This is a genomic window from Nocardia inohanensis NBRC 100128, from assembly GCF_001612945.1.
Classification (GTDB): Bacteria; Actinomycetota; Actinomycetes; order Mycobacteriales; family Mycobacteriaceae; genus Nocardia; species Nocardia inohanensis.
This window is the reverse complement of sequence record NZ_BDBK01000007.1, coordinates 82,904-108,333: the sequence shown is the minus strand read 5'-3', so window position 1 is coordinate 108,333 and position 25,430 is coordinate 82,904. Positions and strand designations below refer to the sequence as shown.

General features: G+C 67.8%; 23 protein-coding genes. 14 read left to right on the top strand and 9 right to left on the bottom strand.

What is annotated here, in order from left to right; all coding sequences use genetic code 11:
- Position 1: 1 nt before the first annotated feature.
- The gene (locus NI1_RS14585) at positions 2-646 is read right to left on the bottom strand and encodes an MBL fold metallo-hydrolase (protein WP_067820541.1); all 645 of its coding nucleotides are present in this window, start codon (positions 644-646) and stop codon (positions 2-4) included.
- 173 nt (positions 647-819) lie between these two features.
- Between NI1_RS14585 and purS the strand changes: the two genes are divergently transcribed.
- Entirely contained in the window at positions 820-1,053 is a 234-nt protein-coding gene (purS, locus tag NI1_RS14580) for a phosphoribosylformylglycinamidine synthase subunit PurS (protein ID WP_067720974.1), read from the top strand.
- Positions 1,050-1,727 carry a phosphoribosylformylglycinamidine synthase subunit PurQ gene (gene purQ, locus NI1_RS14575; protein ID WP_067819978.1) on the top strand — a complete coding sequence of 226 codons (678 nt, stop codon included), beginning with the start codon at positions 1,050-1,052 and terminating at the stop codon, positions 1,725-1,727. The genes purS and purQ overlap by 4 nt, the downstream gene beginning before the upstream one ends.
- Before the next feature lie 90 nt (positions 1,728-1,817).
- On the opposite strand, the gene NI1_RS14570 is transcribed toward purQ, so the two are convergent.
- Complete coding sequence (locus NI1_RS14570; RefSeq protein ID WP_067819975.1) at positions 1,818-2,885, bottom strand: substrate-binding domain-containing protein; 1,068 nt, start codon at positions 2,883-2,885, stop codon at positions 1,818-1,820.
- 49 nt (positions 2,886-2,934) lie between these two features.
- On the opposite strand from NI1_RS14570, the gene NI1_RS14565 reads away from it, so the two are divergent.
- Both NI1_RS14565 and NI1_RS14560 read left to right on the top strand, forming a co-directional pair.
- The gene (locus tag NI1_RS14565) at positions 2,935-3,372 is read left to right on the top strand and encodes a MarR family winged helix-turn-helix transcriptional regulator (protein WP_067819972.1); all 438 of its coding nucleotides are present in this window, start codon (positions 2,935-2,937) and stop codon (positions 3,370-3,372) included.
- A gap of 60 nt (positions 3,373-3,432) precedes the next feature.
- On the top strand, positions 3,433-4,752 hold the full coding sequence (locus NI1_RS14560; RefSeq protein WP_067819970.1) for a M18 family aminopeptidase: 1,320 nt from the start codon (positions 3,433-3,435) through the stop codon (positions 4,750-4,752).
- Positions 4,753-4,879: 127 nt separating this feature from the next.
- On the opposite strand, the gene NI1_RS14555 is transcribed toward NI1_RS14560, so the two are convergent.
- Complete coding sequence (locus NI1_RS14555) at positions 4,880-6,205, bottom strand: glycosyltransferase 87 family protein (protein ID WP_245663224.1); 1,326 nt, start codon at positions 6,203-6,205, stop codon at positions 4,880-4,882.
- A gap of 206 nt (positions 6,206-6,411) precedes the next feature.
- On the opposite strand from NI1_RS14555, the gene purL reads away from it, so the two are divergent.
- On the top strand, positions 6,412-8,703 hold the full coding sequence (purL, locus tag NI1_RS14550; protein WP_067819967.1) for a phosphoribosylformylglycinamidine synthase subunit PurL: 2,292 nt from the start codon (positions 6,412-6,414) through the stop codon (positions 8,701-8,703).
- Positions 8,704-8,812: 109 nt separating this feature from the next.
- Here the strand turns inward: purL and NI1_RS14545 are convergent, their stop codons facing one another.
- Positions 8,813-9,103, bottom strand: coding sequence for a YiaA/YiaB family inner membrane protein (locus NI1_RS14545; RefSeq protein WP_067820535.1), 291 nt, complete (start codon positions 9,101-9,103; stop codon positions 8,813-8,815).
- Positions 9,104-9,365: 262 nt separating this feature from the next.
- Here NI1_RS14545 and NI1_RS14540 point away from each other — a divergent pair, with 262 nt between their 5' ends.
- From NI1_RS14540 to NI1_RS14530, 3 genes are read left to right on the top strand one after another with little or no spacing between them, the layout of a single operon-like run.
- Complete coding sequence (locus NI1_RS14540) at positions 9,366-11,024, top strand: alpha/beta hydrolase (protein WP_439957264.1); 1,659 nt, start codon at positions 9,366-9,368, stop codon at positions 11,022-11,024.
- A complete protein-coding gene (locus tag NI1_RS14535; protein WP_067819965.1) occupies positions 11,021-11,653 on the top strand; it encodes a CPBP family intramembrane glutamic endopeptidase in 633 nt (210 codons plus the stop codon). Before NI1_RS14540 ends, NI1_RS14535 begins: the two co-directional genes overlap by 4 nt.
- Before the next feature lie 32 nt (positions 11,654-11,685).
- Positions 11,686-12,072, top strand: a complete 387-nt coding sequence (locus NI1_RS14530) for a sterol carrier family protein (protein WP_067819962.1) — start codon at positions 11,686-11,688, stop codon at positions 12,070-12,072.
- On the opposite strand, the gene NI1_RS14525 is transcribed toward NI1_RS14530, so the two are convergent.
- Complete coding sequence (locus NI1_RS14525; RefSeq protein WP_281179495.1) at positions 12,073-13,320, bottom strand: YhgE/Pip domain-containing protein; 1,248 nt, start codon at positions 13,318-13,320, stop codon at positions 12,073-12,075.
- A gap of 191 nt (positions 13,321-13,511) precedes the next feature.
- Between NI1_RS14525 and purF the strand changes: the two genes are divergently transcribed.
- The 6 genes from purF to purM all read left to right on the top strand — a co-directional run bounded on the left by purF (position 13,512) and on the right by purM (position 21,874).
- A complete protein-coding gene (purF, locus tag NI1_RS14520; RefSeq protein WP_245663223.1) occupies positions 13,512-15,074 on the top strand; it encodes an amidophosphoribosyltransferase in 1,563 nt (520 codons plus the stop codon).
- A 315-nt stretch (positions 15,075-15,389) separates the two neighbouring features.
- Positions 15,390-16,979: an ABC transporter substrate-binding protein gene (locus tag NI1_RS14515; RefSeq protein ID WP_084523205.1), complete on the top strand. Its 1,590-nt coding sequence runs from the start codon at positions 15,390-15,392 to the stop codon at positions 16,977-16,979.
- A complete protein-coding gene (locus NI1_RS14510; RefSeq protein WP_067820524.1) occupies positions 16,979-18,001 on the top strand; it encodes an ABC transporter permease in 1,023 nt (340 codons plus the stop codon). Before NI1_RS14515 ends, NI1_RS14510 begins: the two co-directional genes overlap by 1 nt.
- Positions 18,001-18,993 carry an ABC transporter permease gene (locus NI1_RS14505; RefSeq protein WP_067819955.1) on the top strand — a complete coding sequence of 331 codons (993 nt, stop codon included), beginning with the start codon at positions 18,001-18,003 and terminating at the stop codon, positions 18,991-18,993. Before NI1_RS14510 ends, NI1_RS14505 begins: the two co-directional genes overlap by 1 nt.
- The gene (locus tag NI1_RS14500) at positions 18,986-20,695 is read left to right on the top strand and encodes an ABC transporter ATP-binding protein (protein ID WP_067819953.1); all 1,710 of its coding nucleotides are present in this window, start codon (positions 18,986-18,988) and stop codon (positions 20,693-20,695) included. Before NI1_RS14505 ends, NI1_RS14500 begins: the two co-directional genes overlap by 8 nt.
- A 99-nt stretch (positions 20,696-20,794) precedes the next feature.
- Positions 20,795-21,874, top strand: coding sequence for a phosphoribosylformylglycinamidine cyclo-ligase (purM, locus tag NI1_RS14495; RefSeq protein WP_067819950.1), 1,080 nt, complete (start codon positions 20,795-20,797; stop codon positions 21,872-21,874).
- 264 nt (positions 21,875-22,138) lie between these two features.
- Here the strand turns inward: purM and NI1_RS14490 are convergent, their stop codons facing one another.
- The 4 genes from NI1_RS14490 to ygfZ form a co-directional block, all read right to left on the bottom strand.
- A complete protein-coding gene (locus NI1_RS14490; RefSeq protein ID WP_067819947.1) occupies positions 22,139-22,348 on the bottom strand; it encodes a DUF3073 domain-containing protein in 210 nt (69 codons plus the stop codon).
- A gap of 185 nt (positions 22,349-22,533) precedes the next feature.
- The gene (locus tag NI1_RS14485) at positions 22,534-23,496 is read right to left on the bottom strand and encodes an asparaginase (protein WP_067819945.1); all 963 of its coding nucleotides are present in this window, start codon (positions 23,494-23,496) and stop codon (positions 22,534-22,536) included.
- Between the two features lie 88 nt (positions 23,497-23,584).
- Positions 23,585-24,250, bottom strand: coding sequence for an MOSC domain-containing protein (locus tag NI1_RS14480; protein WP_067819942.1), 666 nt, complete (start codon positions 24,248-24,250; stop codon positions 23,585-23,587).
- On the bottom strand, positions 24,247-25,362 hold the full coding sequence (gene ygfZ / locus NI1_RS14475) for a CAF17-like 4Fe-4S cluster assembly/insertion protein YgfZ (RefSeq protein WP_067819940.1): 1,116 nt from the start codon (positions 25,360-25,362) through the stop codon (positions 24,247-24,249). Before ygfZ ends, NI1_RS14480 begins: the two co-directional genes overlap by 4 nt.
- Between the last annotated feature and the right edge of the window lie 68 nt (positions 25,363-25,430).

Sequence of the window (25,430 nt, the reverse complement as noted above, 5' to 3'; positions counted from 1 at the left end):
CTCAGAGCTCGGCCTGGTCCTCCGGTTCGATGACCCGGAATTCCGTTCCGGCCGGAGCCATTTCGTTCAGCCGCCCGAAATAAATGCCCTGTGCCGCCGGTTCGATAATCCCGAAATGGATCGGCAGCGCGGTGCGCGGATTCACCGCACGCAGGTAATCCACCGCCTCGCTGACGCGCATCCAGGGTGCGGCGGCCGGCAGGGCGAGCACGCCCACCGGCACCGGCGGCACCCACAGCGAGTCGCCGGGATGCACCAGCTGGGCCGGATCTTCCGGGGTGCCGAGTTGAAATACGGTGTTGTCGATGACCGGGATTTCCGGGTGAATGACGGCATGCCGTCCACCGCCGCCGGTTATCTGGACATTGCCGACTTTCAGAACATTTCCGGCATGTACGGCCTCCCAGGACTCCGCGCGGAGTTGCGCGGTTTGCGGGTCGGAAAGCAAGCGTGCCTGCGGATTGCTGTCGATGAGCGCATTGATGCGATTCGGATCGATGTGATCCGGATGCTGATGGGTGACGCAAATGGCATCCAATCCGGTGATCCCCTCGAACCCGTGCGAGAAATTACCGGGATCGAACAGGATCTTCGCGCCGTCGAGCTCCACGAGAATGCAGGAATGTCCGAAATGGGCTATGCGCATGAGCGCCACGGTAGTCCCGGTCGCGCCGTCCATCGAGCCCGGAGTGTGGCGCGGGCCACGTCCGACCCGCCCCGGCGGCATCGCGCCGACCCGGTCCAACTACCCTGATCTGCGAAACCCCCGCTCGGCCTGTCGTATGTCCGAGCGCCGCCCCACCAGCTGAGGAGCAACGCGTGGCACGTGTCGTGGTCGAGGTGATGCCGAAGGCCGAAATCCTGGATCCGCAGGGACAGGCCATCGTCGGCGCGCTGGGGCGTCTGGGTCATCCCGGCATCTCGGATGTGCGGCAGGGCAAGCGATTCGAACTCGATGTCGCCGACGATGTCAGCGACGCCGACCTGGAGCAGATCGCCGAATCGCTGCTGGCCAACACGGTGATCGAGGACTGGAAGGTCGTCCGGCTGTGAGCGCCCGCATCGGTGTCATCACCTTCCCGGGCACCCTCGACGATGTCGATGCCGCCCGCGCGGTGAAGCTGGCCGGTGGTGAAGCGGTCTCGCTGTGGCACGCGGACGCCGACCTCAAGAAGGTCGACGCGATCGTGGTGCCCGGCGGCTTCTCCTACGGCGACTACCTGCGCGCCGGTGCGATCGCCAGCATGGCCCCCGTCATGGGCGAGGTCATCAAGGCCGCTCAGGGCGGTATGCCGGTGCTGGGCATCTGCAACGGCTTCCAGATCCTGTGCGAGGCGGGCCTGCTGCCGGGCGCGCTGACCCGCAACGAGGGCCTGCACTTCGTCTGCCGTGATCAGTGGCTGGCCGTCGAGCAGACCGATACCGCCTGGACCTCGCGGTACGAGCCGGGCGCGCAGATCCTGGTCCCGGTCAAGAACGCCGAGGGCCGCTTCCAGGCGTCCGACGCGGTGCTCGACGAGCTGGAAGGCGAAGGCCGCGTGGTCTTCCGCTACGCCGGCGGCAACCCGAACGGTTCGCAGCGCGATATCGCCGGCATCACCTCGGCCAACCGCCGGGTCGTCGGCCTGATGCCGCACCCCGAGCACGCCACCGAGCCGCTCACCGGCCCGAGCGATGACGGCCTGGGGCTGTTCTTCTCGGTGCTGGATTCGCTGGTCTCGGCTTAGCCCTCGTCATCCCGGCACGCTTTTGGCCGGGATCCACACAGCACCGTGTGGATCCCGGCCGAAAGCACGCCGGAATGACGGGTGGGGGTCTCAGATCCGGTCCAGGATCTGGAAGTCCACGCCGCCGGCCTTTGCTATCCAGGCCTGGCGGACGGCTTGAGCTCCATCGAAACCGACTTCACCCCAAGGTGTTTCGATGACAGGCCGATCCGCGACGGCCGCATGCAGCCGCTCCACCTCGAGTGATCCCGCCAGCTCCGCCATGCCGCGCAGGGTGTGCAGCGCCTCGTAGCTGGTATTGCTGAAGTTGGTCAGCGTCGGCGCGAACCAACCGTGCAACCGGTGATACCGCTCCAGCCGTTCGGCCCCACCGGGCCCGTTCACGAAGAAACTCGACGGCACGAACAGATTGTGGTTCGCCCCGCCACCCGCCGCCATCAGCACGTTCTCATCCACCGCAGGGCTCAGCCGGAGCAGCGAATCCGAGCGCCCGGTCCGCGAGAACTGCAAATTGAAGCGCGCCACATCGGCCCCCACCAGCAGCACGATGATCCCGTCCACCCGCTCCAGCAGCGGATCGCCCAGGAAGCGCCGGAAATCGCGAGTTCCCATGGGCACGAACATTTCCAGCGGAATCAGCTCCGGATCCAGCAATGCGGCCCGCACCGCCTGCGCCGTGCGCCGCGGCCACACGTAGTCATTGCCGATGATCGCCCAGCGCTCCGCCCCGAAGCCGCGCCGCAGCCAATCCAGGGCGGGCAGGATCTGATGCGCCGGATCCGCGCCGATCATGAAAAGCCCAGGTGGCCGCGTCTGCAAACCCTCGTGATCGGTGGCGAACAGATACGGCACCCGCCCGGCCGTCACCCGCGTCACCGCCCGCCGCACCGCCGAGGTGTGCCAGCCCGTTACCGCCGACACCATTCCGGTCGCGAGTAAAGCCCCTACTTCTCGGGCCACTTCTTCCGGGTTCCGGCCGCCATCAATGTGGGTTGCTCGTATTTCGCGGCCCAGAATTCCTGTGTCGCTGTTGATTTCTTCCATGGCCAGAGAAATCGCCGCTTCGCACGAGGGCGCGAAGATACCGCCGGGGCCTTGCTGCGGCACTATGTTGATGATCTCGATGGTGTTCTCGGGGCTCCCGCCGAACGTGCTCATCGGCTACCCTCCCCCTTGTTCGACTGAAATTAACGGGCGGGAATGAATTATGGCGACAATTCTAGGTGGCGTTTCGACGCTGCACGGAGGGCTCCGTGCGGCCGAACGCAGTTGGCTACGTCACCTCGACGCCGCACTGTGCGCCCGGCGACTCACCGCCGACCAATGGTGCATGCTGGCGAACCTCTCCGCCGACACCGGGATCACCATGAGCGAGCTGGCCGCCCGCGCGCAGCTCGCCCCCTCCTCGGCCACCCGGCACGCCGACCATCTGGCCGAACGCGGACTGATTTTCCGGGTCGCCGCGGCCGACGACCGCCGCCGCATCCTGATCGGCTTGAGCCGGCGCGGGGCGGAGCTGGTCGCCGAGGTGCGCGCGGAGGAGATGCGCGCGGAGGCCGAACTGCGGCGCAAGCTCGGCAGTGACGACTACCTCGAATTGCTGCGGTTGCTCGAGCTGGTGGCGGAGCTGCCCGCGGATCGCTGAGCCGCGCGCACGACGGACCGATCAGGGAAAACTGAACCGGGCACGCTTAGGATTGCGGGCATGCCAGTCGCCGAAACCACCGCTACCGCCGCCGGATTGTGTGAATTCATCGACGCCTCGCCGTCCCCGTTCCATGTGTGCCGGACGGTCGCCGCGGAGCTCGACGACCACGGCTTCACCCGGCTCTCGGAATCCGCGCCGTGGCCGTCCAACAGCGCCGGGCGATACTACGTGGTGCGCGGCGGATCGGTGGTGGCGTGGGCCGACGGTGGCCCGGGGGCGCCCACCGGATTCCGCACCGGGCAGGCCACGCCCTTCCGCGTGGTCGGCGCGCACACCGACAGCCCCAACCTGCGCGTGAAGCAGCACCCCGATATGGCGGTGGCCGGCTGGCAGATGGTCGGGCTGGAACCCTACGGCGGGGCCTGGCTGAACTCGTGGCTGGACCGCGACCTCGGCATCAGCGGACGGCTCTCGGTGCGCGACGGAAACGTGGTGCGGGAGCGGCTGATTCGCATCGACGAACCCATCATGCGGGTCCCGCAGCTGGCCATCCACCTCTCCGAGGACCGGCGCGGGGTCACCCTCGATCCGCAGCGGCACGTGAACGCGGTGTGGGGGATCGGCGGAGAGCCGCGCTCGTTCATGGCGTTCATCGCCGAACGCTCCGGCGTCGAAGCGTCGGCCGTGCTCGGCTGGGAACTGATGACCCATGATCTGGTGCCGTCCAAGCTGATCGGGCGGGATCTGGACCTGGTGTCCGCACCGCGCCTGGACAATCAGGGCACCTGTTACGCGGGCCTTCGGGCCTTCTTGGCCGCCGTCGCCGAACCCGGCGCGGCCGTGCCGGTGCTGGCCATGTTCGATCACGAAGAGGTCGGTAGCCAATCCGATCGCGGCGCGCAGTCCGGGCTGCTGCCCACGGTTTTGGAGCGCATCGTGCTGACCCGGGGCGGCGGGCGCGCCGAATACCTTGCGGCGCTCGCGGGTTCGGTCTGTGCCTCCGGTGATATGGCGCACGCCACCCACCCCAACTACCCGGACCGGCACGAACCCTCGCATCGCATCGAGGTCAACGGCGGTCCGGTGCTGAAGGTCAACCAGAACCTCCGCTACGCCACCGACGCGGCGGGTGCGGGTGCCTTCGCACTGGCCTGCGCGCAGGCGGACGTGCCGTTGCAGCGCTACGTGCACCGCGCCGACCTGCCCTGCGGATCCACCATCGGCCCGATGACCGCGGCCCGCACCGGTATGCCCACCGTGGATGTCGGCGCGGCCCAGCTCGCCATGCACTCCGCCCGCGAAATGATGGGCGCCGCAGACGTTCCCGCCTACGCCGCGGCCCTCGCCGCCTTCCTCACCCCCGAATCCCCGCGCTAGGCGGGCGCCACCCCGAAACGAGCTGTGTCGCGCGAGGGGAAGTCGGTCGCCCGCACGTGAAAGGCCCGCCTGCGCTACAGCGCAGGCGGGCCTGGTCATTTGTGGGGTGTGGGGCGCAGCCCCACGTTCACTTCACCTTGTCCGGATTCGGGCGGTAGGTGAGCACCGCGCCGATGAAGATGGCCAGGGTGAGCAGCGGGTAGCTGCTGCCGATGATCTGCTCCCACCAGGACCAGGTGAGCTCGACGCCGTGGTCGTAGGGCAGCAGCCACTGCGGCTGGGCCGTGAAGGCGGCGATCGCGAGCGCGAAGGCGGCGAGGAACAGCGGATCCCGCCGCCCGCGCAGGATGGCGTCGGCGGCGATGAGCAGCGCGGGCGCGGTCCAGACCCAGTGGTGCGACCAGGACACCGGCGAAATCAGCAGCACCATACCGGCATTCACCATGAGGGCCGCGGCCTTCGCACCGACGCTGAACAGGCGGCGCATCCAGATGATCGCGAGCACCACCGTCAGCAGCGACAGCCCCAGCCAGATGGCATTGGCGAGCGATTCCGAAACGCCCAGCCGGAACGCGAAACCCTTGAGCGACTGATTGCCCGAGAACTCCGGCTGCCCGATGCGCGAGGTGTCGAACAGCGTGTGGAACCAGTAGGTCGTCGAATCGTGCGGCACCACCGCGAAACCCACCAGGATCGCGCCCAGGCAGGACGCCACCAAGGTGTACGCCGGAACCGGGACGGTCCGCAGCCGCGCCAGCGCGCCCCGCGCCGACAACACCGGACCCGACGCGCGCGCCCGGGCGATGGCCGGACCCCAATCCTGTTGCAGCAGGAAGAAAAGGATGTAGGCGGCCGGGGTCAGCTTCACCGACACCGCGATGCCGATCAGCAGCCCGCGCGGCCAGAAAGGCTTGGGCACCAGGCAATCCAGCGCGATGGCCGCCATCAGGATCAGATTGATCTGACCGAACCCGTAGGTCTGCCAGACCGGCTCCAGGCCCTGCGCCAGCGCCGTCGCGCCCACCACCACGGCCAGCCGGGTCGCCACCGCCATGCTCGGCCGCAGCCGTTGCAGCACCACCCACAGGGTCAGCGCCAGCGCGACGATCGAGGAGATCAGCACGACCCATTCGGCGACATGCAGCGACATCAGCGCCAGCGGTGCGAAGAAGAACGCGGCCGGGGGCGGATAGGTGAACGGCAGCCCGATCCCGAACACCTCGGGCATCTGCCCGTACAGATCCTTGCCGTCCAGCAGCGCGCGCCCGCCGTTGCGATACACCTGAAGGTCGATATATCCGTGCCACGCCTTATCGCTGCACATCTTCGCGGACACCGCGAACATGGCCGCCGCGATCACCAGCAGCGCCACCTGCTGCCGCGTCAGCCGCGTCCTACCTTCTGGCGCGGTCACGGGCTTCGCCGGATCCGCGAGCCCGGATCGATCGCTCACGGGCCAAGAGTAATGGGTGGCCCCGCCGGCTCCGGTCCGCGGCTCGAACCACGACCGGAACCGGCCCCGATGTGCTCCCGGACACATCAGCAGGTGGTGACAGGCGGGAAATGCCGGGCAACTAGACTCACCTGCGTATCTCGCCGATATCCAGCATGCCGGCTCTCGGTTCTCACCTGCCCGGCCGAAAGGACTCTGGTATTCCCGTGACCAGCCACGTCGATACCGTCAGCAACGCCGCGGCATCTCCGGACACTGCGCAGCCCTACCGGGAACTCGGCCTCAAGGACGACGAGTACGCCCGGATCAAGGAAATCCTCGGCCGCCGGCCCACCGACGCCGAACTGGCCATGTACTCGGTGATGTGGTCCGAGCACTGCTCGTACAAGTCCTCGAAGGTGCACCTGCGCTACTTCGGTGAGACCACCACCGACGAGATGCGCTCCTCGATGCTCGCGGGCATCGGCGAGAACGCGGGCGTGGTGGACATCGGCGACGGCTGGGCGGTCACCTTCAAGGTCGAATCGCACAACCACCCCTCGTACGTGGAGCCCTACCAGGGTGCGGCCACCGGCGTCGGCGGCATCGTCCGCGACATCATGGCCATGGGCGCGCGCCCGATCGCCGTCATGGACCAGCTGCGCTTCGGTGCGGCCGACCACCCGGACACCCGGCGCGTGGTCGACGGCGTGGTGCGCGGCGTCGGCGGTTACGGCAATTCGCTGGGCCTGCCGAATGTCGGCGGCGAGACCGTGTTCGATGCCTCCTACCAGGGCAATCCGCTGGTCAACGCGCTGTGCGCCGGTGTCATGCGGGTCGAGGACCTGCACCTGGCCTTCGCTTCCGGTCAGGGCAACAAGATCATTCTGTTCGGTGCGCGCACCGGCCTCGACGGCATCGGCGGCGTCTCGGTGCTGGCCTCGGACTCCTTCGCGGGCGACGAGACCGGCGGCCGCAAGAAGCTGCCTGCCGTGCAGGTCGGCGACCCGTTCGCCGAGAAGGTGCTCATCGAGTGCTGTCTCGACCTGTACCACGCCGACCTGGTGGTGGGCATCCAGGACCTCGGCGGCGCCGGACTCTCCTGCGCCACTTCCGAACTCGCGGCGGCCGGTGACGGCGGCATGCGCATCGAGCTCGACCAGGTGCCGCTGCGCGCCGCCAATATGACTCCCGCCGAGATCCTTTCGAGCGAGTCCCAAGAACGCATGTGCGCGGTCGTCACCCCCGAGAACGTGGACGCCTTCATGGCGGTCTGCAAGAAGTGGGATGTCACCGCCACCGTCATCGGTGAGGTCACCGACGGCGAGCACCTGGTCATCACCTGGCACGGCGAGACCGTGGTGGATGTGCCGCCGCGCACCGTCGCCCACCAGGGCCCGGTCTACGAGCGCCCGGTGGAGCGGCCCGCGAATCAGGATGCGCTGAACCAGGATTCGACCGCCGCGCTGAACCGGCCCAAGACCGGTGAGGAACTGCGCGCCACCCTGCTGAAGATGGTCGCCAGCCCGCAGCTGTGCTCGCGCAAGTGGATCACCGAGCAGTACGACCGCTACGTGCGCGGCAATACCGTGCTCGCCGAGCACGCCGACGCCGGCGTCATCCGCATCGACGAGGAGTCGGGCCGCGGTATCGCCCTGGCCACCGACGCCTCCGGCCGCTACACCAAGCTGGACCCGTACACCGGTGCGCAGCTGGCGCTGGCCGAAGCCTTCCGCAATGTCGCCGTCACCGGCGCCACCCCGAAGGCCGTCACCAACTGCCTGAACTTCGGTTCGCCGGAGGATCCGGGCGTCATGTGGCAGTTCCAGCAGGCCGTGCGCGGTCTCGCGGACGGCTGTGTGGCGCTGGGCATTCCGGTCACCGGCGGCAATGTGTCGTTCTACAACCAGACCGGTCGCGATGCCATCCTGCCGACCCCGGTGGTGGGCGTGCTCGGCGTCATCGACGATGTGCACCGCCGCATTCCGACCGGCCTCGGCGACGAGCCGGGCGAATCGCTCATCCTGCTCGGCGAAACCCATGACGAGCTGGACGGCTCCATCTGGGCCCAGGTCGAGCACGATCACCTCGGCGGGCTGCCGCCCAAGGTCGACTTCGCCCGCGAGCAGGCCATCGCCGAGATCCTGGCCATCGGATCGCGGGACGGCATGATCTCCGCCGCCCACGACCTCTCCGAAGGCGGCCTGGCGCAGACCGTCGTCGAAGCCGCGCTCGCAGGTGAAACCGGTTGCCGCATCCTGCTTCCCGAGAACGCCGACCCGTTCGTCGCCCTCTTCTCCGAATCGGCCGGCCGCGTCCTGGTGGCGGTGCCGCGCAACGAGGAGATCCGCTTCACCCAGATGCTGACCGCGCGCCAGATGCCGTGGACCCGCATCGGCGTGGTGGATCAGGGCTCCGACTCCTTCGAGGTGCAGGGCCAGTTCAGCATCCCGCTGGACGAACTGCGCACCGCCTTCGAAGGCACCCTGCCCGCCCTCTTCGGCAACGGCGACCACTAAGCCACACAACGAAACACCCCGCTGGATCCGGACCCCTCGACCGGATCCAGCGGGGTGCTTCATCTTTGGGGGGTTCGGGGGCGAAGCCCCTGAGAGTCCCGAGAGTTGGTTATGAGACGACCTTGAAGGGGTCGTGTTCGGCCATGAGCTTCTCGAGCCGGGCTTCGTCGATGCGGCTGTGGACTTTGTGCTGTTCGTGCTGGTCGCGAACGACTTTCGCGAGGGTGAAGCAGGAGCTGACCAGGAAAAGCATGCTCATGACGAGGAATCCGCGCTGCCAGAAATCCAGTGGCAGTCTGACGATCCCGATCCCCATGGCGGAGAAGCTGATTGCGAAAGCGATGGCAGCCTGAACCAGAAACGCGTTGGTGCTCTTGGACTGTGCGCCGGGAGTGCTCATGCCCTGTGACTCTGCCGTCCCGCCGGCGCGTCCGACCGCGTACAAATACTCGAGTGCCATGGGTATAACCCGTGCTCGACACGCCGAAGCGGTTGGATCTCTCACACTCCTGCCTCCCCGGATTCCGACCGCCTGCGGCCATACTTGACGGGTGTTCGACCTCGCCGATGCCGTGACGCGGTCGCGTATTCGCGCCCGCGCGGCCTTTCGGCACGGCTGGGGCAGGCGGGTCGCGACCGTCGCCAAGGGCGTCGAGGACGTCATCGATCTCAATCACACCGGGCTGGTCTTCGCCACCCTGTTCTTCGCCTGGTCGGTCACCCCGTCGCTGGTGCCGCGCGACTGGCTGTTCCAGGGCCTGATCTCCGGCATCAATGCCGCCATCGGCTACGGCGTCGGCTGCCTCCTGCAATGGTTGTTCCGCAAGTGGATTCGACCCAAGATCAAGATCAGCACTCCGCCCGAATGGGTGCGCTACGCGGTCAAGGTCGCGATCGTGCTGACCTGCGTGCTGGTCGCCGCCTACATGCTGGTGCAATCGGCCGACTGGCAGCGCGAGATCTACGGCCTGATGGGCATGGAGGGCACCACCCGCGCCGCCTACCTGCGCACCGGCGGACTGAGTTTCGCGGTCGGCGCGCTCGTGGTGGCGGTGTATCGCACACTGCGCGAAGCGGTTCGCTTCACCGGCCGCCAGCTCAGCCGCTGGGTGCGGGTGCCGCCCGCGCTCGCCCCCGCCACCGGTGCGCTGCTGCTGAGCCTGCTCATCCTGATGCTGTTCAACGGTGTCGCCACCCGCGCCTTCTTCGCGGTCGCCAACTCGGCGTTCAGCGTGCGCAATGACAGGATGACCGATTTCGCGGTGCGGCCGGACAAGCCGGAACGCTCCGGAAGCCCGGCGTCCCTGGCGAAATGGGAGACCCTCGGTTCGGAGGGGCGCTGGTTCGTCTCGCACGGTCCGGACCCGCTGCTGATCAGCGCCGCCACCGGAAAGCCCGCGCGCGAACCGATCCGGGTCTACGTGGGGCTGGAATCCGCGTCCGAGGACACCACGCAGGAAGCCCTCGCCGTCGCCGAGTTGGAGCGCACCGGGGCATTCGACCGCAAGGCCCTCGTCCTGGTCACCACGACCGGCACCGGCTGGGTGAACGGGATGAGCGCCTCCGCGATCGAATACATGTACGGCGGCGACACCGCGATCGTGGCCTCGCAGTACTCGTATCTGCCCAGTGTGCTGTCCTTCCTGGCGGACCGCCAGAAGGTGGCGATCAACGGGCGCAAGATGTTCGACGCGGTCTACCGGCGCTGGTCGCGGCAGCCGGCCGAGCATCGGCCCAAACTGCTGGTCTACGGCGAGAGCCTCGGCTCACAGGGTTCCGAGGCCGCCTTCGACGGGCTGGCCGATCTGAGATCCGAAGTGGACGGCGCGCTTTGGGTCGGGCCGCCCAACTCCAACCGCCTCTGGCAACAGTTCGTCTCCCGCCGCGATCCGGGCACCCGCGAAGTGGATCCGATCTACGCCGACGGCCTGGTGGTCCGATTCGCCGCCACCGCAGCCGATCTGGGCAGGCCCGCCCCGGACTGGCGCAACCCCCGCATCGCCTACCTCCAGCACCCGTCCGACCCCATCGTCTGGTGGTCCTCGGATCTCATCTTCTCCCAACCGGATTGGCTCTCCGAACCCCGGGGCTCCGACGTCTCCACCCAGATGCGCTGGTGGCCCTTCGTCACCTTCTGGCAGCTGGTCGCCGACCTCGCCAACGCCCAGGGCGTCAGCGACGGCCACGGCCACCGCTACGGCTCCCTGGTCCTGGACGGCTGGGAAGCCATTGCCGCGCCCCCGGATTGGACCCCCGAACTCCGCGAGAAGATCCGCACCCAGATCGAACTGGCCGAAGATTACGAACGAGCCATCAAATGACGCTGCCGAAAGTCCTGGCCGCAGCGGCACTTCCGATGCTCTGGAGCAATTGGGCCCTCCCCGCCCTCGGCATGAACATCCGAGCCCGCTCGCTCTCCAGCGCCGCCTTCGCCACCACCTACGCCCTGGTCTTCAAAGGCGATCCGAACTGGGTGTCCCCCCGCGGCCTGCGCGCGGGCACCGCAGTGGCAGCCGTACTGACCACCGGTTACGTTGCGGCCCTGACCATCCCGTCCCTGCGCCGCCACCTCGCCGAGCTCGAAGACCGCAGCCCCGAGGTCCACATCGCCGAATGGGCAGGCGCACACATCCCCGGCGGCACCGTCTACAGCGAAGAACTCGTCTACCGAGCCACCCTCACCCCACTCCTGGAGCGCTCCCTCGGCCGCCCCGGAAGCTGGCTCGGCGCCCTACTTTTCGGCCTCGCCCACATCCGCCCCGCCCACAACGCCGGTGACCCCATCCCCGCCACCGTCGCCATCACCGGCGGCGCGGGTCTGATCTTCGATGCCCTCTACCGCCACACCGGCAGCGCCACCGCGCCCGCCCTCGCTCACCTGGCTCTCAACGCCGGTGGCGCGCTCACCCCGGTCTCCGCGCGCCGGATGACTCGGCGGACTGTCGCGTAATCGCGTCGGTGGGCGGCGGTAACCTCGCTGACGTGGCACGACAGGCGAAGGTGGATCCGGCGGAACTGCGGGCGGCGCTCGCGGCGGTGGGGGAGTGGCTGCACGACGAGAGCGTGGAGCAGCCGGGGCGGACCGACATCGCGGCGGCCGTGCGGGGGACCGCGCGGACGCTGGCGGCGGATGCGCCGGGGCATTCGGTGGAGGTGCGGGTGCCGCCGTTCGTGGCGGTGCAATGCATCGAAGGACCGCGGCATACCCGGGGGACGCCGCCGAATGTGGTGGAGACCGATGCTCGGACCTGGTTGCTGCTGGCGACCGGGTTGCTCGAGTTCGAGAGTGCCCTCGAGGCGGGGGCGCTCACCGCGTCCGGCAGCCGGGCGTCCGAAGTGGCGCGGTGGCTGCCGGTCGTGCAGCTCTGATCAGGCGGTGGCTTGGGCGGGCTTGCGCTCCAAGCCCTTCCGGTCGTAGAAGATGGTGATCGCGAGGCCGAAGACGATGCCGACGGCCAGGCCGAGGGCGGTCATCCAGGCGCCGCGGGTGAGGCCGGCCACGCCGCTGCCGTTGAAGTAGAGGATCGAGCGGGTGCCCAGGAAGACCTGGTGCATGGGCTCGAACCTGGCCAGCCAGCCGAAGTACTTGGGGGTCGCCTCGATGGGGACGGTGCCGCCCGAGGAGGGCAGGCCCAGGATGATGAAGATGATCAGGTTGATGATCAGGCCGGCCGTGCCGACCGCCGCCAGCACCGAGGAACAGGTGAAGCCGACGGCCATGATGACGAACGCGCCGAAGATGAACAGGGTCAGCGGTTTGTCGATGGGCATGCCGAGGCCCTTGCCGATCAGCAACAGCACGCCCGAGACCACGACCGCCAGCACCGTGATCGCCGCCCACTTGAGCAGCAGGGTGTGGAGGCGGGAGATGGGCGCGCGCGGGAAGTGCACGTACCAGGGACCCCATTCGGTGGGCAGGAAGCCGAGCGCGGAGTCGATGAGCTGGTGGATGATCATCGCGCCGACCATGCCGACCAAGAGCAGCAGCAGCGAATAGAAGAAGGCGGTCAGGCCCTCACCGGAACCGCCGGGCAGCGGGCGGAACTGTTCGACCGCGATCTTCAGCGGGGAGGCCAGCACGATCTGGGTGGCGCCCGAGACCTGCGGCGCCGCACCGCCGTCCGGTGGGGTCAGCTGCGCCTTGACCGTTTCGGTGAGCTGCTGCCCGACCTGCTTGTCCACCTGGGTCAGCGCTTCGGCCCCGAACTTCTGCACGATCGCGGTCGTGAAAGCCCCGGTGCGCGGATTGGTCTGGAGCGTGATCACCGGCTTCTCGATATCGCCGGGCACGATCGACCCGACCCCCAGAATCCCCAATCGCTTGGAGAAGTCGCTCGGAATGATGATGGTCGCGTACACCTGCGCCTGCTGCATCTGCAACTGCGCCTCGTTGATGCCGAGCACCCGCAGGTCGATCTTGTCGGCCGGCACCGCCTGCTCCAGCCCCTGCGCCACCTGATCGCCGAAGTTGACGTGCTTGCTCTGCCCGCCGGCCCCCGAGAGATCGTCGCCCACATCCTGATTCACCAGCGCGATCGGGAAGTCGTGCAGGTTCTGCTCCGGGTCGACCACGTAGTCGAGGTACATGACGCCCAGCAGCGAGGCCAGCAGCGTCACGACCACGATCGGAAACGCCCATTTAAACGGGGTCAAATGCCGTCGGGGTGTGGTTGCCGAGCTGTCGGTCGTCGTCACGTTCCGGACGCTAGCAGCAAACGCGGAGGAATCAGGGGTAACCGGCGCGCGTTGGTTTTATGGCGAGCCGTAGACTGGCTCGTGCCCCCCGCCCGCCGAACAGGGAGCAACTGGTGACTCTGCCCCCCGCTGCCATCACCTCCGACCAGGACGAGAACGAACCGCGTGAAGAATGCGGTGTTTTCGGTGTCTGGGCCCCGGGCGAGGATGTGGCCAAGCTCACGTACTACGGACTCTACGCACTACAGCATCGCGGTCAGGAGGCGGCCGGTATCGCCGTCGCCGACGGCTCGCAGGTGCTGGTCTTCAAGGATCTCGGCCTGGTCTCCCAGGTTTTCGACGAACAGACCCTCGCGGCCATGCCCGGACATGTCGCGGTCGGTCACTGTCGTTACTCCACCACCGGTTCCACCACCTGGGAGAACGCGCAGCCGATCTTTCGCACCACCGCGGTGGGCACCGGAATCGCCTTGGGCCACAACGGTAATCTCGTGAACACCGCCGAATTGAGCGCGCGCGCACGGGAAGCCGGACTGATCTCCGGCCGTCTCGCCGGGAGCATGGCCGCCACCTCGGACTCGGATGTGGTGACCGCGCTGCTGGCGCACGCCGCCGCCGACAAGAGCATCGAGCAGGCCGCCATGGAGCTGCTGCCGACGCTGCGCGGCGCCTTCTGCCTGACCTTCATGGACGAGCACACGCTGTACGCCGCCCGTGATCCGCACGGGGTGCGCCCGCTCTGCCTGGGCCGCCTGGATCGCGGCTGGGTGGTTGCCAGCGAAACCGCCGCACTCGATATCGTCGGCGCGGCCTTCGTTCGCGAGATCGAGCCGGGCGAACTGCTGGCGATCGACGCCGAGGGGGTGCGCTCGCTGCGCTTCGCCAATCCGGAGCCCAAGGGCTGCGTCTTCGAATTCGTCTACCTGGCCCGGCCGGACTCCACCATTTCCGGTCGGTCCGTGCACGCCACCCGCGTGGATATCGGCCGCCGCCTGGCCGCCGAACACCCCATCGAGGCCGATCTGGTGATCCCGGTACCGGAGTCCGGCACCCCCGCCGCGGTCGGTTACGCGCAGGGCTCGGGCGTGCCCTACGGCCAGGGCCTGATGAAGAACGCCTATGTGGGCCGCACCTTCATCCAGCCCAGCCAGACCATTCGCCAGCTCGGCATCCGGCTCAAGCTGAACCCGCTGCGCGAGGTGATTCGCGGTAAGCGGCTCATCGTGGTCGACGACTCGATCGTGCGCGGCAATACCCAGCGCGCCTTGATCCGCATGCTGCGCGAGGCGGGCGCCTTGGAGATCCATGTGCGGATCGCCTCGCCGCCGGTCAAGTGGCCGTGCTTCTACGGCATCGACTTCGCCTCGCCCGCGGAGTTGATCGCCAACAGCACCGGACCCGGCAGTGCCGCCGACAATCTCGACGAGATGGTCGACAATGTCCGCCGGTCCATCGGCGCGGACAGCCTCGGGTACATCTCGCTCGAGGGCATGGTGGCCGCCACCGAGCAGCCGCGCTCGCGGTTGTGCTGCGCCTGTTTCGACGGCGACTACCCGATCGCGTTGCCGACCGAGGCGGCCATCGGCAAGAACGTGCTGGAGGGCATGCTCTCCAATACGTCCGAGGCCACCCTGCTGGCCGACAATGCGAACGCGAGCGCGCTGAGCCGCCCGTAGTCGCGTAATCACCACCGCCGTAACTTCTTCGGCCGTCCGGCCCGTCCGCGGTCTCCGCGGGCGGGCCGAACTGTTGTGCGGGTGTCCAGGATTCGCCCACGTCAGGCCCGATTTGTCGGCATATTTGCGCCGAAGTGGTTGGCGCAGAAGCGACAACGGCCTGCTCGAGCACCCGTAGAAAATCTGATCTGTTTGTTCGTAAAGGCAACATGCCGGTTATAACCGGCCGATACTGTGCCCAGCCAAACGAAGTCCACCGCGGCGCGGCGGGACCGTCACCCGGGCCTGTGCGCTGCGTGTCGAAAGTGGTGCAGTATGCGCGCTAGAAGTGTTGCGGCAGTGGGTCTTGCGAGCCTCGTAGTAGCGGCGGTCGCGGGATGCGGATCCGGACGGACCAATGACGACGGAGGGGGCGGCGCGGGTCTGGTGATCGGCACGACCGACAAGATCTTCGCCCTCGATCCCGCCGCGGCCTACGACAACGGGTCGCTCATGGTGGAGACGCAGGTCTACCAGTTCCTGATGAATTTCGCTCCGGGCGAGGCGGTTCCGAAACCCGACGCCGCCGAGAAGTGCGAGTTCAGCAGCCCCACCGTCTACACCTGCAAGCTCAAACCCGGCCTGAAATTCGCCAACGGCCATGCGCTGACCAGCAAGAGCGTGGTCTTCTCCTTCGATCGCATGCTCGGCATCAACGACCCCAACGGCCCCGCCTCGCTGATCGGAAACCTCCAGAAGACCGAGGCCAAGGACGATCTCACCGTCGATTTCACGCTGAAGGTCGCCAACGACCAGACCTTCGCGGCCATCCTGCCCACCCAGGCCGGGGCCATCGTGGACGAGCAGGTGTTCCCCAAGGACAAACTGCTCGAGGACGCGGACGTGGTGAAGGCCAAGCCGTTCTCCGGGCCGTACACCATCACCAGCTACGACAAGAACAAACTCGTTGCCTACCAGGCGAATCCGGATTACAACGGGCTGTTCGGCAAGCCGAAGACCGAGAAGGTCTCGATGAAGTACTACGCGGCTTCGGAGAACCTGAAACTCGATGTGCAGCGCGGTGATATCGACGTCGCCTACAACACCCTCACCCCCACCGACATCGACTCGCTGCGCGGCAGCGACAAGGTGAACGTGCTGTCCGGGCCGGGCGGGCAGCTGCGGTACATCGTGTTCAACTTCAACACCATGCCGGGCAATACCCCCGCGCAGAAGCTGGGCATTCGCAAGGCCATCGCCTCCATCGTGGACCGGGACGCGCTCGCCGCCGACGTCTACAAGGGCACCTGGGCGCCGGCGTATTCGTCCGTGCCGGAAGGCGTCGTCGGCGCGACCGAGCCGTTCAAGGAGATCTACGGGGCCAAACCCAACAAGGATCAGGCGGCCAAATTCCTGGCCGACGCCGGGGTCACCACGCCGCTGGCGCTGAACATCCAGTACAACTCCGACCATTACGGCCCCTCCAGTTCGGAGGAGTACGCGGCGATCAAATCGCAGCTGGAGGCCAGCGGGCTGTTCAAGGTGAATCTGCAATCCACCGAATGGGTTTCGTACCAGAAGGAACGCGCCCGCGACAGCTACCCGATCTTCCAATTCGGCTGGTTCCCGGACTACCCGGACGCCGACGACTACCTGACCCCGTTCTTCGCGCCGAACAATATGCTGCAATCGCACTTCGAGGATCCGCGCATCACCGCCGAGCTGCTGGCCGAGGTCACCGAACCCGACAATGCCAAGCGATTGACAGCGCTGGCGACCGTACAGCGTTCGCTCGCAAGCGATTTCCTGCCGATCATCCCGCTGCTGTCGGGTAAGTCCATCGCCGTCGCGGCCAAGAACGTGCACGGGGTCGAGAACACCCTCGATCCGTCGTTCAAGTTCCGGTTCGGTGTGATCAGCAAGTGATCTCCGGCCGCCTGCTGCGGTACCTCGGGGTACGGCTGCTGCTGATCGTGCCCACCACCTGGATCCTGGTGACCGTCGTGTTCTTCCTGATGCGGGTGGTGGGCGATCCGATCACGGCGGCGCTCGGGGGCCGCCTGCCACCCGATCAGCTCGCCGCGCGCAAACACGCGGCGGGCCTGGATCGGCCACTGCTCACCCAGTACTGGGAGTACATCTCGCGGCTCGCGCGCGGCGATCTCGGGCGCTCCCAGGACAATCGGGCCGTCAGCGATGTCATCATCGAATACGGCGCGGCCACCCTGGAATTGGTGTTCTGGGCGCTGCTGGTGGCGTTCCTGGTCGGGATCCCGCTGGGCCGGTTCGCGGCCACACACCGGGACCGGGCCGCCGATGTGGGATTGCGCCTGTTCGCGATCCTCGCCTACGCGGCCCCGGTGTTCTTCGTGGGTCTGCTGCTCAAACTGCTGTTCTCGGTGAAGCTCGGCTGGCTGCCGGTATCCGGGCGCGCCTCGACGGTGGTGGAGCTGGACCTGCACAATGTGTCGCCGCGGACGAACATCCTGGTCATCGACGCCATCCTGTACGGGGACACCGACCACCTCGTCGATGTGCTGAAACACGCTGTGCTGCCGGCCATCGCGCTCGGCCTGCTCACCGCGGGGGTGTTCCTGCGCCTGGTCCGGATCAACCTGATCCAGACCCTGCGCGCCGACTACGTCGACGCCGCCCGGGCCCGCGGCCTCTCCGAACGCGTGGTGACCGGGCGGCACGCCTTCCGCAATGCCCTGATCCCCATCGTGACCGTGATGGGCATGTACATCGCCATGATGCTCGGCGGCGCCGTCCTCACCGAGCGCACCTTCGAATGGAAGGGCCTCGGCTACCAGCTCACCGAATACCTGGCGCTGCGCGATTTCGTCGCCGTGCAAGGCATCGTGGCGTTCCTCGCCGTGGTGGTGGCGGTGATGAGCTTCCTGGTGGACGTGATCGTGGCCTTCGTCGACCCGAGGGTGAGGTTCTGATGACAGCACCGGAAGTGGTGACCGAACCCTCGGTCGCCCCGCTCGCACTGCGCGGCAAACGCGGCATCCCCGGGCTGCGGCTGTTCGGCCTGACGCACGGATTGCAGCGCGCCACCTTGATATTCGGGCTCGGGCTGATCGCGCTGTTCCTGATCGCGGCGGTGTTCGCGCCGCTCATCGCGCCCTACGACTTCGCCCAGACCGCTGCGGACGGAGTGAAATTCGGGACCGATCAGGCACCGAACGCACAGCACTGGTTCGGGACCTCGATCCGCGGGGAGGACGTGTTCTCCCGGGTCGTGTTCGGGGCCCGCACCGCGCTGTCGGTGATCGCGGTGTCGCTGGTGCTGTCGCTACTGGCCGGTGTCCCACTCGGATTGGTCTCCGGCTATCTCGGCGGCTGGGTGGACCGGGTGCTGGTGCTGTTCATGGACGCCATGTACGCCTTCCCGTCGCTGCTGCTGGCCATCGCGGTCTCCATCGGCGTGGCGGGCGGGCAGTCCAGCCGGATCGGCGGGGTGCTGGCCACGGCCATCGCCATCACCGTCATCTTCGTGCCGCAGTACTTCCGGGTGGTGCGCAATGCGACGGCCGTGGTCAAACACGAACCGTATGTGGACGCCGCGCGGGTCAGCGGGGCGTCCACACCGCGAATCCTGTTCCGGCACATCCTCGCCAACGTCACCCAGTCGCTGCCGGTGATCATCACGCTCAACGGCGCGGAAGCGATCCTGACGCTGGCGGGGCTCGGGTTCCTCGGCTTCGGCATCGAACCCACCCAGGCGGCCGAATGGGGTTACGACCTCAACAAGTCCATGCCCGGGGTGGCCAACGGCACCTGGTGGCCGGGCATCTTCCCCGGCACCGCGATCGTCATCGTGGTGCTCGGGATGACGCTGGTCGGCGAGAGCCTCAACGAGGTGTTCAATCCGCTGTTGCGCACCCGGCGCGCGGTGAACACCGATACCGCGAAGGAGAGCGGCGATGACTGACCTCGCACAGCCGGGCGCCGAGACCGAGCGCCGGGCCGCGCTCTCGGTGGAGTCGCTCTCGGTCACCTTCGCCACCGACGCCGGGCCGGTGCACGCGGTGAGCGAGGTGTCCTACCAAGTGTTTCCGGGCGAGGTGCTGGCCGTGGTCGGCGAATCCGGGTCCGGAAAATCAGTGAGCTCACGTACCGCGATGGGGTTGCTGCCGGGCACCGCACGGGTACGTGGCACGGTGCGGCTGGGCACCGACGAGATCACCGCCATGAGCGAACGCCAACTCACCGCCCTACGAGGGGGTGCGGTGTCGATGGTGTTCCAGGAACCTGGCAGTGCGCTCGACCCGCTGTTCACCGTCGGGTATCAGATCGCCGAAGCGCTGCGCGCGCACCGGGATCTGAGCCGGAAGGCGGCCCGGGCGCGCGCGGTGGAACTACTGCGCACGGTCGGGCTGCCCGAACCCGAACGCCGGGTGGACTACTACCCGCATCAGCTCTCCGGCGGGCAGAAGCAGCGCGTGGTGATCGCCATCGCCATCGCCTGCGAGCCCAAGGTGATCATCGCCGACGAGCCGACCACGGCTTTGGACGTCACCGTCCAAGCCGAGATCCTGGAGCTGCTACGGGATCTCCGCGATCGCATCGGCAGCGCCATCGTGCTCATCACCCACAATATGGGCGTGGTGGCCGACCTCGCCGATCGTGTGGTGGTGATGCGTTCGGGCCGGGTGGTCGAGGAGGCGCCGGTCGACCGGCTCTTCGCCGAACCGGCCGCCGACTACACCCGGGCGCTGCTGGCGGCCGTCCCGCACCTCGGCTCCGAGGATCGCGCGGCGGAAGTGCCGGTGCCGCAGGGCGACTCGGCGGCATCGGCCGAAACCGTTCTGGAAGTACGCGATCTCGTGGTCGAGTTCTCCGGGGGCCTGGGCCGCCCGCCCTTCCGCGCCGTATCGAACGTGAGCTTCACCATCGCCCGCGGTGAAACCCTGGGCCTGGTCGGCGAATCCGGCTCCGGCAAATCCACCATCGGCCGCTGCGTGGCGGTGTTGCAAAGAGCCACTTCGGGTTCGGTGTCGGTCCTCGGCACCGAACTCACCGGCCTCTCGGAACGCCGCCTCCGCCCCGTCCGCCAGCGTCTCGGCTTCGTCTTCCAAGACCCCGCCACCTCCCTGAATCCCCGCCTCACCGTTGGCGATTGCATAGCCGAACCCCTGGTGGTCCATCGCACCACCGATCGGGCCGGCCGCCGCGACCGCGTCCGCCACCTGCTCGACGACGTCCAACTCCCCGCCGGCACCGAAGGCCGCTACCCCCACGAACTCTCCGGCGGCCAGCGCCAGCGCGTCAGCCTCGCCCGCGCCCTGGTCCTGAACCCCGACCTGCTCATCGCCGACGAACCGACCAGCGCCCTGGACGTCTCCGTCCAAGCGAAAGTCCTCGAACTCTTCGCCCAACTCCAAGCCGAATGCGGCTGGGCCTGCCTCTTCATCAGCCACGACCTCGCCGTCGTAGACCAACTGGCCGATCGCATAGCCGTCCTGCGCCACGGCGAAATAGTCGAACAAGGCACCCGCGACGAAATCCTCCGCCACCCCGGACAGGAGTACACCCGGCGCCTCGTCGCCGCAGTCCCCGTCCCCGACCCCATCGAACAACGCCGCCGCCGAGCCGAGACAGCCGCCCTCTTCGCCACCGACCACACCGAGTGATTCGGCCATCTACACCATTCCGGGTGCGAGCCTGTTATCGGACTCCGGTACCGTGAGCAGGCATCTGTCCACCGATTCGGCTTGGAGCTCTCCCCGACAATGACTGAACAGACACCCAGCAGCGCCGGTGCCTCCTACGCGGCGGCCGGAGTGGATATCGAAGCCGGCGACCGGGCAGTAGAACTGTTCGCGCCACTGGCCAAGAAGGCCAGCCGGCCCGAGGTGCAGGGTGGACTCGGCGGATTCGCCGGACTGTTCGCACTGAAGGGCGGCTACAAGGAGCCGTTGCTGGCCGCCTCCACCGACGGCGTCGGCACCAAGATCGCCGTCGCGCAGGCCATGGACAAGCACGACACCGTCGGCCTCGACCTGGTCGCCATGGTCGTCGACGACCTGGTGGTGTGCGGCGCCGAACCGCTGTTCCTCCAGGACTACATCGCCGTCGGCAAGGTGGTCCCGGAACGCGTCGCCGAAATCGTGGCCGGCATCGCCGAAGGCTGCGTCCAGGCCGGTTGTGCGCTGCTCGGTGGCGAGACCGCCGAACACCCCGGCCTGATGGGCGCCGACGACTACGACCTCTCCGCCACCGGCGTGGGCGTCGTGGAAGCCGATGCCGTGCTCGGCCCGGACCGCGTCCGCCCCGGCGACGTCGTCATCGGCATGGGCTCCTCGGGCCTGCACTCCAACGGCTACTCGCTGGCCCGCAAGGTGCTGCTGGACATCGACCGCATGTCCCTCGCCGGGCACGTCGAAGAATTCGGCCGCACCCTGGGCGAGGAACTGCTCGAGCCCACCAAGATCTACGCCAAGGACTGCCTGGCGCTGATCGCCGAAACCGATGTGCGTACCTTCTCGCACGTCACCGGCGGCGGCCTGGCGGCCAACCTGGCGCGCGTGCTCCCGGCCGGCCTGGTCGCCGAACTGGACCGCGGCACCTGGAGCCCGGCCCCGGTCTTCAAGCTGATCGCGCAGCGCGGCCGCGTCGAGCGCGTCGAAATGGAGAAGACCTTCAATATGGGTGTCGGCATGGTCGCCGTGGTGGCCCCCGAGGACGCCGACCGCGCCCTCGCGGTCCTCACCGCCCGCCACATCAACTGCTGGACCCTCGGCACCGTCAAGAAGGCCAAGGACGCCGACGCCGAACGCGCCATCCTGGTGGGCGACCACCCGCGCTTCTGAGTCGCGCTCAGCCGCAACGAAACCGGCCCCGATCACCACGAAAGTGATCGGGGCCGTTTCGTATTCGGTGACCGCCTCGGCATTACCGCCTACGCACAGCGGGAATCGGTACGGACAGCAAAAATCCACCAACGTCCCGTCCATCCGGGCGGGACATCGGCGTACCTCGAAAAGCCCACGACATTGCCGGAGCCTCGGCGTGTGTCAGCGTGCTAGGGGGGAGGCCGGTTTCGGCCTCCCCCCTAGCACGCCGATTAATCCGAGTCAGCGACGCCAGTCGTCGTAGCTGTCATCGTCCCAGCTCGACGACGATTCTTTCGTGTCGTGCTCGTCGGAGATGACACTGCCACTCCGGTGCGAGTCTGGACTTCCCGACAGCTCACGCTGAAGGCTCGTGAAGTCGGTCGACGGCGAGCTGTACTTGAGCTCGCGTGCGACCTTGGTCTGCTTTGCCTTAGCCCGGCCGCGGCCCATGGCTGACCCCCTCGCGTCACTGCGGGGCGGCCTGGGGATTGTTGGCGGCCCCGTTCGAATTAATAATCTTCCTGACAGACACTTTAGCGTGTGTCAGGCGGTCGCGCTTCCAGGAGTGGGGGAGAAACCGTGGAAGTGCCGCGCGCGGGCCGTCGCGACCGGAAGATCACAGCGTCGAGCGGGGGTTACAGCAGCCCCGGAACGGCCCGGATGATCCCCACCCGGGCATCGCCCCCGAGCACCGCGGGAGCCGCCATTTCGGCGTGCTCGGGAGTCCATTCGATGCCCATGTGTTGCAGGATGGCCGAGGTCAGGGGTAGTCGCGCCCGATCCGCGCCGTCGTCGATCTTGTATGCGAAGGCCGTGCCGTCCGGGAGCGCGCCGGCGTGCACGCCGTCCGCGCCGATCTTGCAGACCAATCCGGGGGTCGCGGACATGACCCGGAAATCGGGGCCGTCCGTGCCGGAAATCACTCGGGGATGAGCGCGAATCGCATCGGCGATCCGGCGTTCCGGGCTACCTTCCGGCGATGTCGCCAGGGTGGCGTAGGCGCGGGCCAGGTTCACCAGCGAGACCGGGACGATGGGCAGCCCGCAGCCGTCGATGCCGAGATCGGTCTCCGGTTCGCCGGTCACATCGGCGATGGTCGCCAGCACGGCCTGCTGCAACGGATGCCCGATATCGAGGTAGCCGCGGGTCGGCCAGTCATTGATCTTGCAGGTCGCGAGCATGGCGGCGTGTTTGCCGGAGCAGTTCATGAAGATCCGGCGGGTGGCCTTGGACCGGGTGCGCCCGGCCAGCGCCTGCGCCCGGGCCTGCTCCTCGAAGGGCAGGTCGGGCGGGCACTCCAGATCGTCCTCGGTGAAGCCGAAGCGATCCAGCAGGCGCTGTACCAGCTCCACGTGATCCGCTTCGCCGAAGTGCGAGGCCGTGGCGACGGCCAGTTCGGCCTGGTCCAGGGGCTCGAAACCATTGCGCAGCAGGGTCAGCGCCTGCAACGGCTTGTTGGTGGAACGCGGGAAGATCGGGCCGTGCACCGCGCCGACCTCGACCAGCGGGTCGCCGTCGGGGCGCAGGATCACCAGCGAACCGCGGTGCACGCACTCGCGGAAACCGGACCGGACCACCTCGACCAGATCCACGCTCATGCTGTTTCCTTTCGTGCATGGGCGGGGCGCTCCATGGTTACGCTCCGCAAGCGCTGGGTGGAGGAGCGGCGCCTCCGCGCCTGACCGCTCATGCGCGCACTCCTGCCTCGGCTGCATTGGTGTGGCGGCGGCGATGCCGCTCGACCTGCATGCGGATGTCATCGGAGATGGTGGGCTCTGCGGTGAGCAAGGTGTCCAGCTTGGTCAGATCCGCACCGGTGAAGATGTCCCGCACGGTGATGCCGTGCTCCGGGACGTGCACCACCCGCACCTCGTCACCCGCGCCGATCGTGCCCTCGGTGAGCACCCGCAGATACGCGCCCGTATTCGCTTGCAGCGTGAACCGTTTCACCCACTGCTGCTCACCGGACCACTGCTGGAAGGTGGCGCACGGGACGCGCGGCGCGGACACCTCCAGGAGGGTCTCGCCGATCGCCCAGTGCGCGCCGATCACGGCATCGCTGACCGGCAGGCCGTGCACCCGCAGGTTCTCGCCGAACCAGCCGGCGGGCAGTTCGCGGCCGAGTTCGGCCGACCAGGTCTGCGCGTCCTCCTCGGCATAGGCGTAGACGGCCTGGTGCACGCCGCCGTGATGCTTGGTGTCGCAGACGTGATCGCCGTCCAGGCCGAGCGCGCGCACCGGAACCCGATGCGGCACCGGGCGTTTGTCGATGGCGGTGCGGCCCACCCGGGTATTCACTTCGATCTCGGCGTGCACTACGCAGACCGCCGAGATCCGTCCGGTCCGGCTCACCGGCCGCGCAGCTTCTCGACGGCGAGCCGGCCGGCCTGCGGCTCGTCATGGGAAGGAATGGAATCGGCGTCGATGGAGGCGGCGCACGGACCGGCCTCGAGGACGGTGTCGACGGGGATATTGCGTTTGATCAAAGCCAGTGCGACGGGACCGAATTCGAAGTGATCGACGACGGTGCCCAGCACCCCGACCGCGCGGCCGCCCGCGGTGACGGCATCGCCGGGGACCGGGCGGCCGTCGGCGGAACCGTCGAGATGCAGCAGCACCAGATGCCGGGGCGGCTTGCCCAGATTGTGCACCCGGGCCACCGTCTCCTGGCCGCGATAGCAGCCCTTGTTCAAGTGCACCGCACCGTATTCGGCGGGTCCGCCGATCCAGTTCACCTCGTGCGGAATGGTGCGGTCGTCGGTATCGATGCCGATGCGCGGGCGCAGCGCCGGCACCCGCAGCGCCTCGAACGCCCACATGCCCGCGGCCGTCGCGCCCGCGTCGCGCAGCTTGCTCCACCACGCGGCGAGCTCGGCGCGCGGCACGATCAGATCGAAGGAATCAGCGGTGGGCCAAGGCATCCGGCGAATGAATCCGCCGCCGGGCAGCGCCACCGCGCGCAAGGTATCGGGAAGCGCCGGGATGCCGAGGGTTTCGACGAGCGCGCTCGCCTCCGGGCCGAGCAGGCTCAGCACTGCGTAGTCGGGCGCGGCCTCGGGTTTGGCATCGGCCCAGAACACCATCTTCTGGAGGAAACCCAGCAGTTCCGCCCCGCGCTGGGCCTCGGTATCGATGAACAGGGTCCCGCCGAGATCGGTCAGCACGAAGTGGTGCAGCACGCGACCGTTCAGATCGAGATCCAGGTTCTCCGCCGACTCGCCGTCGCCGAGATTCGCGACATGCTGACTGGAGATGGTGTGCAACCAGCTCAGCCGTTCCTTACCGGTAATGGTCAGCACGAACCGATGCGAGCGATCCACCACCGCCACCCGCTGTACCGCCGCGCGCTGCTCACCGAAGGGATCGCCGTAATGCCACGCCACCGCGGCATCCGGTGACTCCGGCAGCCCCGCGACAGCCCCTGGAACTTGCAGAATCGGACTGGGTGCAACCGAGGAGGACACCCCACCACACTATCCCGCCGCTCCGGGACTTCGGCGCACAGCCTGGGAGCCGTCACGGCTATCGCGGG